Origin of the sequence: Streptomyces sp. NPDC021012 (assembly GCF_044333355.1) — a bacterium.
Taxonomy (GTDB): Bacteria; Actinomycetota; Actinomycetes; order Streptomycetales; family Streptomycetaceae; genus Streptomyces.
Genome location: NZ_JBIRQU010000013.1, coordinates 155,413 through 171,210, shown reverse-complemented (window position 1 = coordinate 171,210; position 15,798 = coordinate 155,413). Strand labels below are relative to the sequence as shown.

At 67.7% G+C, this 15,798-nt stretch carries 17 protein-coding genes; 8 read left to right on the top strand and 9 right to left on the bottom strand.

All coding sequences use genetic code 11. The annotated features are described in order from the left end of the window. Positions 1-494 precede the first annotated feature (494 nt). Positions 495-974: an ISAs1 family transposase gene (locus ACH4TP_RS33030; RefSeq protein ID WP_398440031.1), complete on the top strand. Its 480-nt coding sequence runs from the start codon at positions 495-497 to the stop codon at positions 972-974. A 234-nt stretch (positions 975-1,208) separates the two neighbouring features. Here the strand turns inward: ACH4TP_RS33030 and ACH4TP_RS33025 are convergent, their stop codons facing one another. The 4 genes from ACH4TP_RS33025 to ACH4TP_RS33010 all read right to left on the bottom strand — a co-directional run bounded on the left by ACH4TP_RS33025 (position 1,209) and on the right by ACH4TP_RS33010 (position 6,280). Next, positions 1,209-1,718 carry a hypothetical protein gene (locus ACH4TP_RS33025; protein ID WP_398440021.1) on the bottom strand — a complete coding sequence of 170 codons (510 nt, stop codon included), beginning with the start codon at positions 1,716-1,718 and terminating at the stop codon, positions 1,209-1,211. Between the two features lie 217 nt (positions 1,719-1,935). Continuing rightward, positions 1,936-3,633, bottom strand: a complete 1,698-nt coding sequence (locus tag ACH4TP_RS33020; RefSeq protein WP_398440020.1) for an ISL3 family transposase — start codon at positions 3,631-3,633, stop codon at positions 1,936-1,938. Positions 3,634-3,884: 251 nt separating this feature from the next. Further along, positions 3,885-4,748 (bottom strand): hypothetical protein, encoded by an 864-nt coding sequence (locus ACH4TP_RS33015; RefSeq protein WP_398440019.1) that lies wholly within the window; start codon positions 4,746-4,748, stop codon positions 3,885-3,887. Continuing rightward, the gene (locus ACH4TP_RS33010) at positions 4,748-6,280 is read right to left on the bottom strand and encodes an AAA family ATPase (RefSeq protein WP_398440018.1); all 1,533 of its coding nucleotides are present in this window, start codon (positions 6,278-6,280) and stop codon (positions 4,748-4,750) included. The genes ACH4TP_RS33015 and ACH4TP_RS33010 overlap by 1 nt, the downstream gene beginning before the upstream one ends. 112 nt (positions 6,281-6,392) lie before the next feature. Here ACH4TP_RS33010 and ACH4TP_RS33005 point away from each other — a divergent pair, with 112 nt between their 5' ends. Continuing rightward, positions 6,393-6,713, top strand: a complete 321-nt coding sequence (locus tag ACH4TP_RS33005; protein WP_398440030.1) for a hypothetical protein — start codon at positions 6,393-6,395, stop codon at positions 6,711-6,713. Positions 6,714-7,031: 318 nt separating this feature from the next. Here the strand turns inward: ACH4TP_RS33005 and galE are convergent, their stop codons facing one another. Next, the gene (galE, locus tag ACH4TP_RS33000) at positions 7,032-8,042 is read right to left on the bottom strand and encodes a UDP-glucose 4-epimerase GalE (protein ID WP_398440017.1); all 1,011 of its coding nucleotides are present in this window, start codon (positions 8,040-8,042) and stop codon (positions 7,032-7,034) included. Between the two features lie 762 nt (positions 8,043-8,804). On the opposite strand from galE, the gene ACH4TP_RS32995 reads away from it, so the two are divergent. After that, positions 8,805-9,203, top strand: a complete 399-nt coding sequence (locus ACH4TP_RS32995) for a hypothetical protein (RefSeq protein WP_398440016.1) — start codon at positions 8,805-8,807, stop codon at positions 9,201-9,203. A gap of 559 nt (positions 9,204-9,762) precedes the next feature. Here the strand turns inward: ACH4TP_RS32995 and ACH4TP_RS32990 are convergent. Both ACH4TP_RS32990 and ACH4TP_RS32985 read right to left on the bottom strand, forming a co-directional pair. Next, positions 9,763-10,569 (bottom strand): hypothetical protein, encoded by an 807-nt coding sequence (locus ACH4TP_RS32990; RefSeq protein WP_398440015.1) that lies wholly within the window; start codon positions 10,567-10,569, stop codon positions 9,763-9,765. A gap of 198 nt (positions 10,570-10,767) precedes the next feature. Continuing rightward, positions 10,768-11,328, bottom strand: a complete 561-nt coding sequence (locus ACH4TP_RS32985; RefSeq protein WP_398440014.1) for a hypothetical protein — start codon at positions 11,326-11,328, stop codon at positions 10,768-10,770. Between the two features lie 422 nt (positions 11,329-11,750). Between ACH4TP_RS32985 and ACH4TP_RS32980 the strand changes: the two genes are divergently transcribed. Next, positions 11,751-12,179, top strand: coding sequence for a hypothetical protein (locus tag ACH4TP_RS32980; RefSeq protein WP_398440013.1), 429 nt, complete (start codon positions 11,751-11,753; stop codon positions 12,177-12,179). A gap of 103 nt (positions 12,180-12,282) precedes the next feature. Here the strand turns inward: ACH4TP_RS32980 and ACH4TP_RS32975 are convergent, their stop codons facing one another. Continuing rightward, positions 12,283-12,777 carry an HIT family protein gene (locus ACH4TP_RS32975; protein ID WP_398440012.1) on the bottom strand — a complete coding sequence of 165 codons (495 nt, stop codon included), beginning with the start codon at positions 12,775-12,777 and terminating at the stop codon, positions 12,283-12,285. A gap of 197 nt (positions 12,778-12,974) precedes the next feature. Here ACH4TP_RS32975 and ACH4TP_RS32970 point away from each other — a divergent pair, with 197 nt between their 5' ends. Genes ACH4TP_RS32970 through ACH4TP_RS32955 form a run of 4 tightly spaced genes read left to right on the top strand, consistent with a single transcriptional unit; the run spans position 12,975 to position 14,803 of the window. Then, the gene (locus ACH4TP_RS32970) at positions 12,975-13,364 is read left to right on the top strand and encodes a hypothetical protein (RefSeq protein ID WP_398440011.1); all 390 of its coding nucleotides are present in this window, start codon (positions 12,975-12,977) and stop codon (positions 13,362-13,364) included. Next, the gene (locus ACH4TP_RS32965) at positions 13,325-14,224 is read left to right on the top strand and encodes an ETEC_3214 domain-containing protein (protein WP_398440010.1); all 900 of its coding nucleotides are present in this window, start codon (positions 13,325-13,327) and stop codon (positions 14,222-14,224) included. Before ACH4TP_RS32970 ends, ACH4TP_RS32965 begins: the two co-directional genes overlap by 40 nt. A 50-nt stretch (positions 14,225-14,274) precedes the next feature. Further along, positions 14,275-14,601: a hypothetical protein gene (locus ACH4TP_RS32960; RefSeq protein WP_398440009.1), complete on the top strand. Its 327-nt coding sequence runs from the start codon at positions 14,275-14,277 to the stop codon at positions 14,599-14,601. Further along, complete coding sequence (locus ACH4TP_RS32955) at positions 14,588-14,803, top strand: hypothetical protein (RefSeq protein WP_398440008.1); 216 nt, start codon at positions 14,588-14,590, stop codon at positions 14,801-14,803. Before ACH4TP_RS32960 ends, ACH4TP_RS32955 begins: the two co-directional genes overlap by 14 nt. Here ACH4TP_RS32955 and ACH4TP_RS32950 read toward each other — a convergent pair. Beyond that, entirely contained in the window at positions 14,779-15,510 is a 732-nt protein-coding gene (locus ACH4TP_RS32950) for a restriction endonuclease (protein ID WP_398440007.1), read from the bottom strand. The two genes, ACH4TP_RS32955 and ACH4TP_RS32950, sit on opposite strands and share 25 nt — an antisense overlap. Positions 15,511-15,798 lie beyond the last annotated feature (288 nt).

Here is a 15,798-nt window from a genome sequence, read left to right as displayed (position 1 = left end):
GGGCGGCGAAGGGAAGATCCTTCGCCGCCCTGGCCGGAAAGATGCTGGTGAGTTGGTTGCGCAGGGGTTGATCCGGCGGGTCCGGTCAGCGGTCAGGTCGGTCCTTCGGTTGGTGAGAACGCGCAGCTCTGGCTCTGTCAATGACGAAGAGCAGCGATTCTCAGGCGGTTCGGGAGGCGCTGCCCGCATCGGACACCGATGGCTTCGGACAGCAGCTCGACTCCGACCGGCAAGACGCCGTGTGCCGCTGGTCTGGAGCTCGGGACAAAAGCGCTGGCTACGAGCATAGGTGGCGGCCATCGTCCCGCCGTTGCCCAGTGTCGACCGGAACCTCCCGTCCTCGTCGGCATCGAGATCCGGGCGCGCTGAGCGCCTCCCAAGGTCGTCGACAACCGCTGTCGTGTGACGTCGATAGAGCCAAGCACACCACCGGGCTGGTCTTGGTCCAGCTCGACGTCGGCGAGAAGACAGGCTAGACCAGCCGCTTCCAGCCGCTGCTGGACAGCGTCGCTGACCTGGCCGGGATGACTGTCACCAGCGATGCGCTCCACACCCAGCGCGAGCATGCCGCCTACCTTCTGGGCCGCCGAGCCCACTACATCGCGATCGTCAAGAACAACCAGAAGAAGCTGCGCAGACAACTCAGGTCCCTGCCCTGGAAAGACATCCCGCTCCAGGGACGTACTCGCGGCACCGGCCACGGCCGCGCAGAGATCCGCCGGATCAAGGTCGCCACCGTCAACAACCTGCTCTTCCCCGGCGCCCGCCAGGCCGTGCAGATCAAGCGCCGCCGAACCGACCGCAAGACCGGCAAGACCACGATCGCCACCATCTACGCGGTCACCAGTCTGGCCGCCGAGCAGGCCACTCCCGCCCAGCTCGCGAGACTGATTCGCGACCACTGGAAGATCGAGGCTCTGCACCACGTCCGCGACACCACCTTCGCTGAGGACGCCTCCCAGTTGGCTTTGTAGGTGAGTTTCAGGTTCTGGCACAGATCTTGGGGAGCGGTCGCGGAGGGTGACGATGCCGTTCGATTTAAGAGGGTGGTCACGAGCCGCGGCTGCCCGACTCGAACGCTCCCCCGAGGACGAGATCGGTTCTGGATTCGCCTGCACGATCGGCCTGTCACACACTCACGGCGCACCTGAGCTCGCATAGAGAGCGGCCAATCCCCCGGCCAACTGCGTGCCAGCAGACTCACAACTCTACGAGGCGCCAAGTTCTCCTACGGTGTGCGACTCCCGCCCATCCGGGTGCCGTTGGCAGTACGTCCAGGGGGTGAGCGCCGAGGCCGAGATGGCCTCTCGGCCTGTGGAGTATCTCAGGTCGATCCGCGCGGCCTGGTCGAAGGTGAAGTCGACTTCTATAAGCCCCACGGCAGCAGCCACTGCCGCAGGCAGCTCGGACAGCAAGAGCGGTTGTGTTGGCACGCCGTATCGGCTGTAGCGATCGTCGTGCTCCTCGTCCCAGGTGAAGAGATACGGCGCCCGTGCCAGCTCGATGACGCAGTGCTGAGGACAGTCATATTCCACACACCCCGCATCGAACCACTCCGGGTGCCGCGTCTTGGCCCAGGCCGTCGCCTCATCCAGGACCTGCACATGGGCGTTTGCTGCCGAGGGCACCGGTCCGAATGCGGAGTAGAACAACCCGACTCGGTCGAACGGATCTACCGCCCACCAGTGGAACTGGAGTCCCCAACGAGGATGCGTCATGGGATAAGCATATTGAGGCGTCGTAGCCCCTTCTGTGCCCCGGGCCTGACCTACGGCGAAGCCTGGCGTTCATTCCGTTCAGATCCGGTCGTACCCAGTTGTCCAGCTGGGTACCGCAGGCCCCGAGTGAACAGATCTCGAACGACGACTGCCTGCCCGACTCCGATGCTGCTGTTTCTCGGTTCTGGCGCAGATCTTGGAGAGTGACCGCGGAGCATTACTGGAGCAGGATCATCTTGCGGAGAAGTTTGAATCCGGCTCGGCCGTAGAGCTGCCGCTTGATCTTCTTGATGCGGTTGACGGCCCCCTCGATGCTGCCCGAGCTCCAGTCGAGAGTGAGCCCGGCGGTTACGGCGTCGAGGTCCCGGAGCAGGTGGAGTGCGAAGCCGGTGAGGCCGGGTAGCCGGCTGGCGTCGACTGCGTCGATCCAGGCAGGGAGTGTGGCGCCGAGGCGGCCGGTGAGGATCTCGCCGAAGTCGCGGCCGTGTCCGGCGGCCGTGTCCAGTTCAGGGCAGCGGGCCAGGACCTCCTTCAGGCCGGCCCGGTCTTTCTCGACCAAGGTCGCGGGGTGGCGGGTGAGCCAGCCGGTCACCTGCCGCACCGTCGGCGGCCGGGGCGGCGCATCGGAAGGAGCTCCGCGCAAGGTGGCGATGTGGGAGCGGACCATGCCGTACGTGACCGGGGCATGCTCGGCGACCAGTTCGCCGTGCAGTCGGGTGAAGCTGGTGCATCCCTCGGCGAATCGCCGTTCCAGGTAGGGCTTGTAGGGGTCCAGCCTGCTGGGCCGGGGCAGGTTCTCGCGGATGGTGTCCTGCCAGCGTGCGGCGTTCGCGTATGGGAGCACGGCGTTGAGGCCCCAGCCCAGGTGCCGGGCGATCGCCCGGCGTGAATGGCCCTGGGCGAGCATCTCGTGGACCAGGGCGTGTGCCGCCTTCTTGCGCTCGGCCCGCCGACCGACGGGGTCCGAGTCGTCCGGCGGCCGACCGGGAGTTGGTCGGGTGCCCTGCAGCAGCATGCCGCTGGGCGTCGGGTTGCGCAGGCAGTCGCGGTGGGCGGCGACGCAGGTCTCCACGGCCCGGCCGAGGCCCTGCCACAGGTGAAAGCGGTCGGCGACCTGCAGAGCGTCGGGGGCACCGCGCCGGGCGCCGTCGGCGTAGGCGCCTGCCCGGTCCCGGCAGATGATCTCCACGCCGGGATGGCGGTCCAGCCAGGCGGCCAGCGGCCCGGCTTCACGCGTAGGGAGCACGTCGACCACGCGATGGTCTTCGACGCTGGTCAAGACGGTGGAGTAGGTCTGGCCGCGGCGGATCGCGAAGTCGTCCACGCCCAGCACCCGCGGAGTACTGAATCGCGGATCGGGCAGCGCCATGACCCTGCGCAACAAGGTCATCCGTCCCGCGCCGAAGCCCAGCTGGGCGGCCAGTCGGGCGCCGGCCCGCCCGGCCAGCGCGGGCCCCACTCGCCCCAGGGCGTGGTTGAGCCGCGTGGCGAACCGTGCGTACGGGGCGGCCAGCCGGGAGAACGGCTCGGCGAACGTGCGGCGCGGGCAGTCCGCCGACCCGCAGATGAAGCGCCGGACCGTCGGCCGGATCACAAAGCCCTGCTCAGCGAGCGGAAGGTCCTTCAGCCTGCGCTGGTAACGGTCGTGGATTCGATCCGAGAAGCGGCCGCAGTCCGGACACGCCGCCGCGGCCGCGCGGCCTCTCGCCGCCACCTCGACCGTGCCGAACGCGGCCGTAACCGCCTCGACATCCACATCGGCGATCTGCTCGAACACCAGCGAATCCCAGAACGGTGCGTCGGTTTGCATGGCCAGCACCATCACCGTCCACAGCCGACCAGAGGAGCGGACGGAATGCACCTGAGGGAGCGTCACTTCCGACTGCCAGACGCCAAAGCGTACGCCGTCTCGCACGAGCCAGTCCCTCGCAATCGAACATCGAGGTAACGCTCCGCGACGGCTCCCCAAGATCTGTGCCAGAACCTGAAACTCACCTACAAAGCCAGACAGCCGATACGCCACACGTGATCTGGCGACGCAGGCCGGCACTGAACCTCTTTCACTCTCCAGCAGAGGATGAAAGAGGTTCAGTGAGACCAGGCGCATCTCCCGGCCCAGGGTCCGAGCGCGGTCTCTCGTTCGTTCCTCCCCTGGATGTGAGGGTGTTACTTCCAGGGCTCCTCGTAACCGCCTCCGGTGTACCAGGCACTGTCGGCCAGGGCCCGGTACAGCGCGGCCTGCCAGGAGTTGCCTCCTTCGGAGGCCGCCCAGTCCTCGGCGCGCTCGCGAAGGTGCTCGGGGACTGCTGCGGCGGGCAGACGGGGCAGGCTACGGCTGAGGGTCCTCAGTTCGGGGCCGGCCTGAGGGTTGTAGAGGCGAGCAAGTTTGAGGGTCGTGAAGTGGTGGCGGACCCGGGCGGCGAGAACAGGAGGCATCTCGGGCGGCGGGACGGCTGCAAACACGACGGCGGGCCTGGGCGGGCCGGCAACACGGGCGACCAGCCATACGTGGTCGTGGACCTCGCTGTCGTAGTAGGGATGGAGGGTCTGCTTCTCGGCGCTGACAGGGGCTTCCTCGCCCTTGTAGTAGTTGCAGTCGCGGCAGGCCGGGACGAGGTTGGCGGGGGCGACCGCCAGCAGCGGGTAGTGAGTCTTGGGCAACTGGTGGTCGAGAGTGTCCGCGATGCCCTGGCCGCACAAGGCGCAGCGGTCGTCGGGGGCCTCCATGAGGAGCTGGTCATAGAAGTCCCGCCCTGCGCTCTTCTTGTGCACCATGCGGTTGCTGTAAGTGTTCTTGAGCTCCTTGTTGAGGCCGCCTTTCTTCTTGGGCTCCCCGTCGGGCTGGTCCTTGAGGTGCCCGAGGGTGTGCAGGGCCCGGGCGGTGGCGGCGGTGTCGTACTCTGCGGCGGCGGCGGCGACGGTGTCCTTGAGCGCCTGCAGTTTGGTGCGGACGGCCTTGGGCCTGGCCGAGGCTGTGCAGGTGTCGAAGACCGTGCGGGCGTCCAGGATGGGTTTGTCGATGGGGCGCATCAGCGGCCGTCCGCGAGGCTGGTGTCGTCGAAGTCGCGGGTGGCGATGAGGGAGCGGGCGATGATGCGTGCCTCACCGCCGAGTCTGCCCTGGAAGCGTTCGAGGATGTCCTCGTAGGAGAGTCCTTCGTCGACCAGGAGGCTCAGGTCGCGGTGGAAGCCGGTGTCGGTGACCTCGAGGCCGAAAACCTCGTGGGTGAGCACGCCGACGTTCTCGCCGAAGGTCTCGATGCTGGGCCGGTCGGCGGCGAGGTAGTTGCCGTAGCGGCGCAGCTTCCACACACAGTGTGCGGGGACCTCCTGCAGGACAACGGGGGAGTGGGTGGCGACGATCGCGAGGCCATTGCGGTCGGTGAGCAGGTCGGACAACACCCGTATGAACGCGGACAGCAGCGGAGGGTGAAGGTGGGTCTCGGGCTCATCGATCAGGACCAGCGTGCGCTCGCCGACGTGCTCGACCAGCCGGGTCATGGTCAGCAGGACGACCTTGTGGCCGGAGCTGAGGGAGGCGAACAGCTTACGGGCGGCAGCACGACGGCGGGCGGCACTGGTCATGGCGGTGAAGGAGGCCAGCCAGTCTTCCTCCAGAAGCCCGCTTCCGGAGTACGACAGGGTCGCGAGGGCGCGGGCCCAGCGTTCGGCTTGCTCGCCGGTGAGGCAGGCTTCGATGCTGTCGGCGAAGTCCCGCCTGAGCTGGAACGGCGACTTCATGCGGTGCGCCCGTGCGGTGGAGGGGACACGAAGGCCGACGTGGACGGTGCGGAAGGGATCACTGTCGGGGAGGTGGGGCAGGTCGTCGAAGGCGCTGAAGGAGACGCTGACGAGGTTGGCGAAGGAGCGCTTGCGGCCGCGGCCCTCCTCCAGGATCCGGCCCACCTCCGAAGGGCGGGCGTCAGGGTCAGCGACAGCGCGGGCGAGACGGTTGAGCAGAACGGACTTCCCGGCGCCGTTGCGGCCGGTCAGGACATGAATGTTGCTGGGCGGCAGCACGTCACGGGTGACAGTGAAGGACAGCAGCAGCTCGTCGCCGCCATCGAGGGCCGGGGTCTCGTAGGTGATGTCGAAGGAGGTCACCCGGGTGCCGCCGCGGGCGATGCGACGAAACTGCTCCTCGACCGTAGCCTGCCGCACGAACCGCCACAGCGCGGTGTGGGTGACGTCCTCGTCCTTCGCGAGCTCGAAGATTTCCTCGTCGAAGGCCATGTCCCTCAGGCCTGCCAGAACAGCGACGCGAGTCTCGTCACCGAGGCCGGCGAGACGTTCGTAGTAAGTGTCGTCCTGACCGACGGAGAAATACTCGCCGGGGATCCCGTCGAACTCATCCGGGGGCTGGACGACGGCCTCAGCGTTCTGGGAGATACCCAGGGCGCCGATCTTCACCGGGCCGATCTTGTGCCGGCCGCGTTCGTCGATGACCGTCAGATGGAACATCGTGCGCCACCCGAAGTCGTCCCAGGCATCCCGCACCAGCACGGCAAGGGGGCGGGGCTCGGTCGGTATACGGTCCTTGCGATCAAGCACGATGAACCGCACGGCGGCCCCCCTCGCTGTGTTCTCACCTGTCTCGCCTGCTGCAACCAGGCGCCGCGGATGATCCTACGGCGGGTGGCTACGGACGACTGCCGCGCACCGGCCCCGGCCATCGCTGCTGGTAGCCGGCTCCTGTTTCTTCAACCCGGTCGTCACAGACCACGAGGCAGAACGCCTGCGCATGGCCGGAGCACCTGTCCACCGAACCCCGGAAGGCACCTACCGGGCCAGCGCGGGCTGGCTTCTCGAACTGTGCGGGTACGCCCCGGGCCGAGAGATAACCCCCGGCGTCCGCTGCTCCAGCCGCCGCACACTCACCCTGACCGCAGGCCCCGGCGCGACCGCCAAGGAATTCCAGTACGCCCTGACCTCCATGGTGGCCAACGTCCGTGCACGCACGGGAGTCACCCTCACACCCGAACCCGTATGCCCCTAGCTTGCCGATCTACAGAAGCTTCAGAGCCAAGCTAGCTGCTGTCCTTTGCCGTCGGCCGGAACCTGGCCGGCCTGGACGCCCCCCGGTCACGCCTTGAGGAAGACGTCCTTGGTGATCGGGGCGAGGGACTTTCTCCTCCGTGGCCGGATCGTTCCACTGGGGTGGCCCATCCGCCGTTCATCTTCGCGCAGCCAGGAGCGCCCGCCGTGACCAATCCGTACGATCCTCCCTTGATGGCCTACCGCATGTGGTGAGGCAGGCAGGATCCGGCGACGAGGATGCTCGTCGCCGGTCGGGTGGCCCGTCAGGGGGCAGGGATCATTCGGCGGTTGCTTCCGTGAGGACGAGGTCGCGTCGGGCGTACCAGGCGAGGGAGTCGGCGATGCCCTGTTCGGCGGTCAGGGCCGGCTTCCAGCTGAGGAGTTCGCCTGCGAGGGTGATGTCGGGGTAGGAGCCGGCGTTGTCGCCGGGGCGGCGGCCGGCCGGTTCGGTGGGCAGCGGCTTGCCGGTGACGTTCTCGAACGCCTTGATCAGCTCGCGGATGGTGGTGCCGGTGCCCGAGCCGAGGTTGATGACGCGGTACGCGGTGCCGTCGGGGCTGTGGGAGGTGATTGTGTCGAAGCGGCGTACGGCGGCGACGTGGGCGTCCGCGAGGTCTTCGACGTGGACGTAGTCGCGGATGCCGGTACCGTCGCGGGTCTCCCAGTCCGTTCCAGTGATCGGGTACGGCTCGCCCGCGTGATACTTGTCGATCATGACGCCCAGGGCGTGCGTGGGCCGACGGACCTGGAGACCGCTGTGGCCCTTGCGGTCCGCACCGATCGGGTTGAAGTAGCGCAGGGAGACGGCCCGCAGCGGCGTCCCGGCGGTGATGTCCTCCAGGGCCTGCTCGAAGTGTGCCTTCGTCCGTGCGTACGGGCTCATCGGGGCGATCGGGGCCTGCTCGGTGATGCCCAGGCCCGGCGCGTAGATCGCGGCGGAGGAGGAGAACAGGAACCGCTCGCAGCCGTTGCGCAGCAGGTGCCCGATCAGCGCCAGGCCCGCCACGACGTTCTCGCTGTAGTAGTACAGCGGTTCGGCGACGGACTCGGGGACGACGATCTTCGCGGCGCAGCCGATGGTGGCAACGATGTCGGGGTGATCGGCGAAGATGCGGTCGATCAGGGCCCCGTCGTCGATCCTGCCGTGGTACCAGGTCCTGCCCTCGACGAACTCGCGCCGGCCGGTCGACAGATCGTCCAGGACCACGACCTCGATGCCTTCGTCCAGGCATCGCGACGCGATGGTCGAGCCGATGAAACCGGCGCCGCCGGCGATCAAGACCTTCATGGAAGTCTCCCGAGTTCGGCATGACCCCGGTACCGCCGTCCGGTGGCTCCGGGGGCTGTCAGGCGATCGAGCGTAGCAGCGGATTCAGATGGTTCGTCATGGTTCGCGAATCCGTCAGTTCGCCTGTGCAGATGGCCCGGTAGAGCCAGCGGACCATCGACGGACGGAACTGTCCCCTGGAGCCGTCGGGTCGGCGCGCAGCGAGTGCGCAGTCGCCTTGGGCCCGTTGATGTAGGCGAGTCCGACGGCCGCCACGCGGGGGAGTGTCTTCGAGGCTGCTCCCCGCCTTCGTGGCGCCCGGTGAGGCGGGTACGTACTTCGGTTCGCCCGGTGCGTTGACCGGTCTTTGTGGCAGTGTGTATCTGGCGGGGGTGTGACCGGCCTGGCCATGGCAGCCTTCCGGCTTGAGTCACAATCCCGTTCAACGGAACATGAGTTGACCGTGGTGGCGGTAAGGGGGATCGGGTGGCGGAGGATCCGAGGCAAGGGGGCGCTTCCGCACGGTGGCTGGGTGAGATCGCGGCTGTGGTCTCGGCGCTGGCAGCGGTTGTCGGTATCTTGCTCGGCGTCTTCGGAGTGCCGTCATTCCGCGATGCGCCGACCACGCGCCCGCGTATCGGCTCGGCTTCCCCGACCGCCACTGCTGCGGCTCCTTCGGCCCCGTCCCCCTTGCCCGGCCCTTCGCTCCCCGGCCTCCCGCAAGGGTGGCACCGGGTGAGAGACGCTGACCTCACGGTGGCGTTCGCCGTCCCAGACGGATGGATGAGAACCAAGGAGAACGCGATCCAGAGCATGTGGGCCTCGCGCGACGGCACGTACGAGATCGTGGTGAAGCGCGACACCTCGTACGGCCCGACTGCCCACGCCGCGGCCCAGGGCCAGCTTGCCTGGTACCGCAAGGAAGCCGAGTCCTCCATGGCCGACCTCCGCGCCACGAACCACACCACTCGCCAGGGCGGGAAGGATGCGGTCTGGCTGGAGCTCGACTACCACTGGCGAGGCCAGACCACCCCGCGCAAACGCGTTGAGGTCTTCGTTGCGGGCGACGCAGGCCGCGTCTACCAGCTCCTCGTCGACACGGCCGCGACCGGCAACCACCTCACCAGGCAACGCGAACTCTTCGATGCAGCCCGCGCGCAACTGGTGACGGACATCGGATAGCCGACATGCCGTCCGGTATGCGGCGAGACAGCGCGTGAGGTCGGCTGCCTGGCGCTCGGAGCATGATGCAGCCCGGGCGATCCGCCGGACACGGCGCAGCTCGCGTAATCGGAGAGGCCATTGAACGAAGTCGAAGAACTTCCCGGTGAACTCGCCGGTTCGCGCGGGATCGGCCTGTTCGAGGGGTGGGCACGTCAGCGACCTGGGCGAGGTGGCGGGCGTAGCAGTCGCAGCCTGTCTCGCCGTATGGTTGCGCCGTCACGACCAGCATGAGCCGGCGCCACGCTCATTGACGAGTTCCATGCCAAAGGAGTGGTCCTCCGCCCGGGTGGGGTGAAGCTGTCGGAGGTCCCGCACCGTGTCGGCGTGAGCGGCCGTAGGGTGCGCCACCGTAGGGCAAGGCCACCTTCCTGGAGGGCTGTCAGCGAGCTCCAACGGTTCCTGACCGCCATGAGTACGCGAACCGGGTCAGCACCCTCTCAAGCCACACCCTGGAACAAACCGTCCGGGTTTCAAGATCAACGATGGGCGGCTTCTGGGCTTGTCTCGGCGCGCAGGATCACCACCAAGGCCGGAAGCCCGTCATCTCCTTCCACGCTTGACGCTGCTGACCCAACGCCTCCCTGGCGCGCTGCAGCTCCTTGTCCTCGCGCTGGGCCTTCGTCAGGACCTGCTCGTCCTCGTGTATCTTCCGCAGTTCCTCGTCCGCGCTCGCGTGGATCTGCTCGATCTGCGCTTCACACTCCCCGATCCTCTCCTGCCGGCGGGCCAGGTCATCCTTTGCCGGCTCGAGCCGGTTGTGAATCCGTTCCGCGAAACGGTGCACCTCGCTCTCGTCGTACTGATCGTGCGGGAAATCCTCCGACGACCTGATGCCGTCACTGCCCTCCATCTCGATGTAGGCGTACTGCACTCCGGGGCGAAAGTGGATGTCCTTGATCCGGGCCAGCCGGAGGCTCTTGTCCACCTCGGTCGACGCTTCCTGTTCCTCGCGGGTGCCCTTCCTGGTGAGAAAGACGAGAGCGTGCTCGTGCAGTCGAAGCGGTCCCAGCCGACCGACGACCTCGCCGTTCTCTTCCCTTCGGAGGCGGCCGATCTCAGCACGCAGCTTGCTCACCTGCCTGTCGCGGGAGGCGGTGACCTCCTTCTTGCGAGTCCGAACGTCGCCAGTGTCCTTGTCGTGGCCTTCCCGGACGCGTTTCACGTCTTGCCGGGCAACCTCCAAGGCCTGTCTGTGCGGGGCGTACTCAGCCCCGAACGCATATTTGAAGTCGGTCGGCCGGCACGGATACAGGACGAGCCGGTACAGCATCCATCCGGCCCCCAGCACTACGACGGCCAGAAGACCGCCCACCAGATTGCTCAACCTCGCCTCTCTTTCTTCCCGTGAATGCCGAGCCACAGGCCATCAGCTCATGCCGATGGCCCGAGAACGGCCGCCGCGTGCTCCGGACGTACGGTCTGCCACACGGACCCCCGGGGTGCAGGACTGCGCCCCGCTCCTCTGCAACCTCCATGGCTGCACTCCGTCCGGCCTTCCGGGTTGCTATGTGCGCGGGGCCCATCACTCTTTCCGGGCGGCCAGTAGCCGGGCGCGGCTGTAGGCGACGGACACGTGTGTGGGCGCCGAGACGACGAGATCGAGCAGACCATCGGGCGCGTCAGCGCCGTCGGCGTCGGCGGCGGGGGAGGAGATGTTGTCCAAGAGGGTGTCGGGGAGGCGGGCCAGGGTCCACGGTGCCGACTGTCCGAGTACCGTCTCCAGTCGGGCCCAGGTTGTGTCGTACTGCTTGCCTGAGCCTTCGACGTCCAGGGCATAGAGCTCGGGGACATAAGGGTGCTTCACCTGGGTGCTGGTCTGCGCGACGACCACGCACGCGTACCGGTCCGGCAACTGCGGACCGTGAGCCTTCCGCAGACTCTTGAGAACCAGGGCCGGCGACGCGATGCCGTCGACCATCGAGTGCACCAGCGCCAGCCCGCCCCGGCCGGTGCTCCAGCGAAGGACCGCGTAGGGCCCGACGAACTCGGCCTGGTCGAACCCGGCCTCTCCCGCCGTCTGCTGAAGCCACTGCCCTGCGCTCTCGACGCTGCCGCTCGGCACACCACCGGTGGAGGACTCCATGCCGTCCCTTCGACGCGAGGACGGTCGGCGCGGCTCTGCCCGGCGCCGACCGCTGACCGGGGCTCATGCCCCCTCCCACCTTGTCCGCGCGGGGCCACAGATGCTGGCCAACCAGCGGAAAAAGTCACGTAGTTGGCGTGATTACGTCGTCCTTGGTGTAGAGGAGCCCAGAACCCTGCCCCTGCGACCGACGGGGCCTCCAGCGCGAGAGCTGCCCAGGCGGCGGCTCTGTGCGCTCTGGGAGAGTTGGGTCAATGAGCCGCTGCACGGCACCGGGGCTTGCCACGGTAACCGCTCACACTTCTCCCGGACCGCTCCGGCCGACGCCCGTTCGAAGCAGGGGCTGCCGGCTGCTGAATTTGATCGGGCGATGTCGGGTGATTACCTCACAGGTGGGGCACAGATCGGGTAGATCTGTGCAGGTGACTGACTCCAAGCCCTCCGAGGACGACGAGCCCACCTCCTTCGTCGAGAAGACGAAGAAGTGGTACGGGAAGCACAAGCCGAAGATCCGCGTCGCCCTCGGCGTCACTCTGGCCGTGGGTCTGACGGTGCTCACCCACCTCCACGAGAAGGCGGACGTCGAAAGGTACGACGCCGAGGACATCGGGGATTCTGGAGCGTTCTCCGATCGAGAAGCCACGGACGAGCTACGCCAGTCCTTCCTCGACCCTGACCGCGACCCGTTTCTCCGCAGGCTCCCCACCGGCCAGCGCGCCAGCGAGGAGGCCAACGCGAGATACAGGGAGCGGAGAGGCTGTGACCTCCCTCGCGGCTACACCTGCGTTCGCCCCTGGTCCTTTATGAGCCCGGACGACGAGGACGAGGAACCCGGCGAAGCTGCAGCCTGAACGTCTGGGCGAGGACCGCCGCGGCCTCTCGTTGCTGTGCAGTGTCAGTGCACGCAGCGCTTTACCGCTACCGCCGCCCGTCGACAAGGCCCCTGAAGCGACATCAGGCGAGGCGTCGTCGCAGCTCCGCCGTGATCCTTGCGGTCTCGGCCGGTGCAACATCGGCCACCCCGTGCTCCGCCATGAGCGCGTGGAACTGCTGCTGCTCGTAGGGAACCCCGGGTGGCAGGGCGGCAACATGCCAGTGCACGTGCGGATTGCCCTGCCGGGACCCCAGTGACAGCAGATACACCCGCTCCGGCGCCAGTACCTCTTCGACCGCGAGCGCCACACGGCGCACGGCCTGCATCATCCGCAGGTAACCGTCCTCGGAGAACCCGCTGACGACGTCCTCCACATGCGCCTTGGGCGCGACGAGAACTTTGCCCGGCAACGTGGGCCATCGATCCAGGAAGGCCACATGATCAGCGTCCTCGTAGACCAGCTCGTGTTCGTAGTCAGGCTCTCCGGCCAGGAACGCGCAGACAAAGCACGGCCCGCTACGCGCCCTGGCCTCGTACGCCTCCAGATCGAAAAGCTTGCGGTCTGCGGACGGCATGGCACCTACCCCTTCTGAGGGATCCTTCCCGCGGCTAACTCACGGGCCTCAAGACTGCTCCCCTGCAGTGGACACCGTGAACCCGGCCGCTGCCGGAAGGCGTGCCAAGAGCCCCTCGCGGTGGGGACTCCGGTGCGGTGCAGGTCGTTCACGAATCGACCACGAACAACCGAACACGTGGACTACGCTGCCCGCTCATGAACAAGACCAGCGCCTTATTGGGCGCTCTCAGCACGGCCCTCCTCCTGACTGCGGCCGTCCCCGCCTCCACGGCGGCATCGGCTAAAACACAGCCGGTGAAGGCCGTGTTCGGCGGGATCGTGGATAAAGACCACCCCGCCGTCCCGATCGGCTCCAAGCTCCCCCAGAGCTTCGCCCCGGCCCCCGCCACCGTGCTGCCGACGCTGACGAAGGCGGCGGAGGACGCCGCGAAGGTGATGCCCACCGAGAACGACCGGCAGCGCAGTCTGCTCGGCGGGCCGGTACCGCACTCCACCCCCTTCGTCACGGCCAACCGACCAGACCCCTTGTCCTGCATGATTCCGCCATGCCCCTCGCACAAGAGCCCTGGTACAGCACCACCCTGAACGTGTGGACCCTCACCGCCACGATCGTTGCCTCCATCACCCTGACGAAGACCGTGGCCGCTGCCTGGCGCGCTTCTTTCGGACGCCGGCACCACGTTATATCCCGGGTCCGCAAGGTCGCCCCGTGGGTCAGCCCCGACTACGTGGAGGAGCTCTTCGGCGAGCCGACATGGTTGTCGACCCTCACCATCCACCGGCACGAAGGCGAAACCCCGGCGCCTAAGGAGAACCTCGAGGCCAAACTGACCAAGCGCACGTGGAAGCTCGGGCGCTTCGCCTACCTCGTCACCTGGTCGACCGAGAAGGCCGTTGAGATCTACGGCATCATCACCACGAGCCGACGGTTCGGCCCGCGGCTGCTCGTGAACGGCACACGCATCAAGCTGGGAAGAACCCGGCTCTCCGCCCTCAAGAAGCCTCAGGACTTCAGGTCCTGGATCGGCGCTCGCCGCTTCACCTACATCGAGTCCCACTACGGCGGAAACCCCGGCGGCTACCGGACCTGGTACGTCGGCGTGAACGACATCGGCCACTTCCCCATGGCGCCCGTCGGCATGGACGAGACATCAGAGGCAGAGCGCGAGGCCTTCCGTTCGGTCGCCCGCATCAACACCGTCATCGTGAGCACAGCCCTCTACCGCGAAGTCAGCGACGCCACGATCTTCGGGAACTCCTTCGGACCCGACCAAGACCAGATCCGCCTCCTCGAACCCGAGATGCGCCTCGTCCACAGCTGGACAGACACCGCACGAATCCGCTGGAACGCCTTGCGCCGAAGCTGGAACTGGCACCACAAGCACGCGTACCGCCGCTATGGCAAGGCACTGGACCGCGCCCGGGGGAACACCGCGAAGTCGTAGCCGTACGCTGATCACAAGGCGCGGGGCCCGATACCGGAGGGGTGTGCTCCGTGAGCCTGTTCAGCGGCGTCAAGGACGTCCTCATCGACGCGTGGGGCTGGGCGAACTACAAGCCCATCTACAACGACAACCTCGGCATGCCCCATTGCCGAGCTTTCCCCGAGGCAGCCGCGTCCTGGGCTCCCGCCGGCGACGAACGCCAGCGCGCCGCGTGCAAGCTCCTCGCCGCCTACGTGAACAACCAGGCCGCCGAACTTGCCCAGCTGACCGATCCCACCGCGAAGAACCTGCGCGAGGACGGGGCCCGGCCATGTTCGTCGAGGCGATCCTCGCCAACGTCCTCGGCCGGGGGCCGATTCGGGGTTGCGGGCCTGTAGGTGGGCGGCGATCTGCATCGTTGCCGCACAGGATGCCGACCTGCTGCTGCACCTGACCGAGTGGCCCCGCTACCGGCGCATCGGCCCTGTGCGCCTCGCCTTCCGCGCCGCGGACCCGAAGGCGATCGACGCCTGCGGCGCCCTGACCGCCGACGACCGGCGCGGTGCCGGATGGGTCTACCTGGCCCTCGGCCGGTCCTGACGCCCTGAGGCCGACGCCCCGGCGGCGTCCCGGACAGACCCGGGCCGCCGTCTGCGCCGCTGCCCCGGCAGCCGCCGGGCGGGTTTGACCCCTTCCAGAAGCTTCCACAGCGGTCGGCCCTCGGCGGCCCACAGCTCCAGCCGGCCCCGATCGATCAGGTGGACGCCATACGTCTCGCTCCGCTCCACTGCCGGCAGGGTGAACCGGCCGTTGGTGATGATGATCGCGAACTGGGCCCCGTGGACCGTTTGCGCAGTGCCGGCGAGCCGCTGTAGGACCTCCACCCCGATGGCCTTGCCCTCCCAGCCATCCCGCTTGTGCTTGCACTGAACGACCCAGATCCGGCCGTCAGCATCAACACCACGTACGTCACAGACGTCATCGTGTGCTCCGCCGACCCGCTCGGCTTCGAACCCGTCTCGGCGCATCAGATCCCGCACCGCGAACTCGAAGTCGCGGTGGTGCAGAGCATCGATCTTCTCCAGCGACATCCGCACGCCCCGGGCCCGCCGCTCCTCCCACCGGCGGCGCTGCTCGCCGCCCAGACCCCAGACGGCCAGCAGCATGAACGCCACCTGCGGCACAACGGCATAGATCCCCCAGTGCTCGTTCAGCCAGGCTCCCAGCCAGATCCCGAACCCGACCACCGTCGCGCCTGCGGCCACCGCTGCGCCGATCAGCATGCCACCGCGCAGCCCCTCCGGCACGGCCCACCGCTCCGCCCCGGCCGACCTGCGGCCCGGGGCCTGGAGGTCCAGCCCGAGGTCTACGTCCGAACCTCCGTCCGGAACCGCGGACGGATGGGTTAAGCCGCCGCATCCCTCGCCGCCGCCGGGCCGCTGACCGCCATGCCCCTCAGCCTCAACCATCCGTGCCCCTCCATGAGTTGACGCAACACCGGCGGCCACTCCACCACAGGGCGCCGACATCCCGCGCCGCCATCTGCCCGGGGGAGCCGGTGGCAGTGTCACAGCTCCCAGCTACGCCCGGGACCC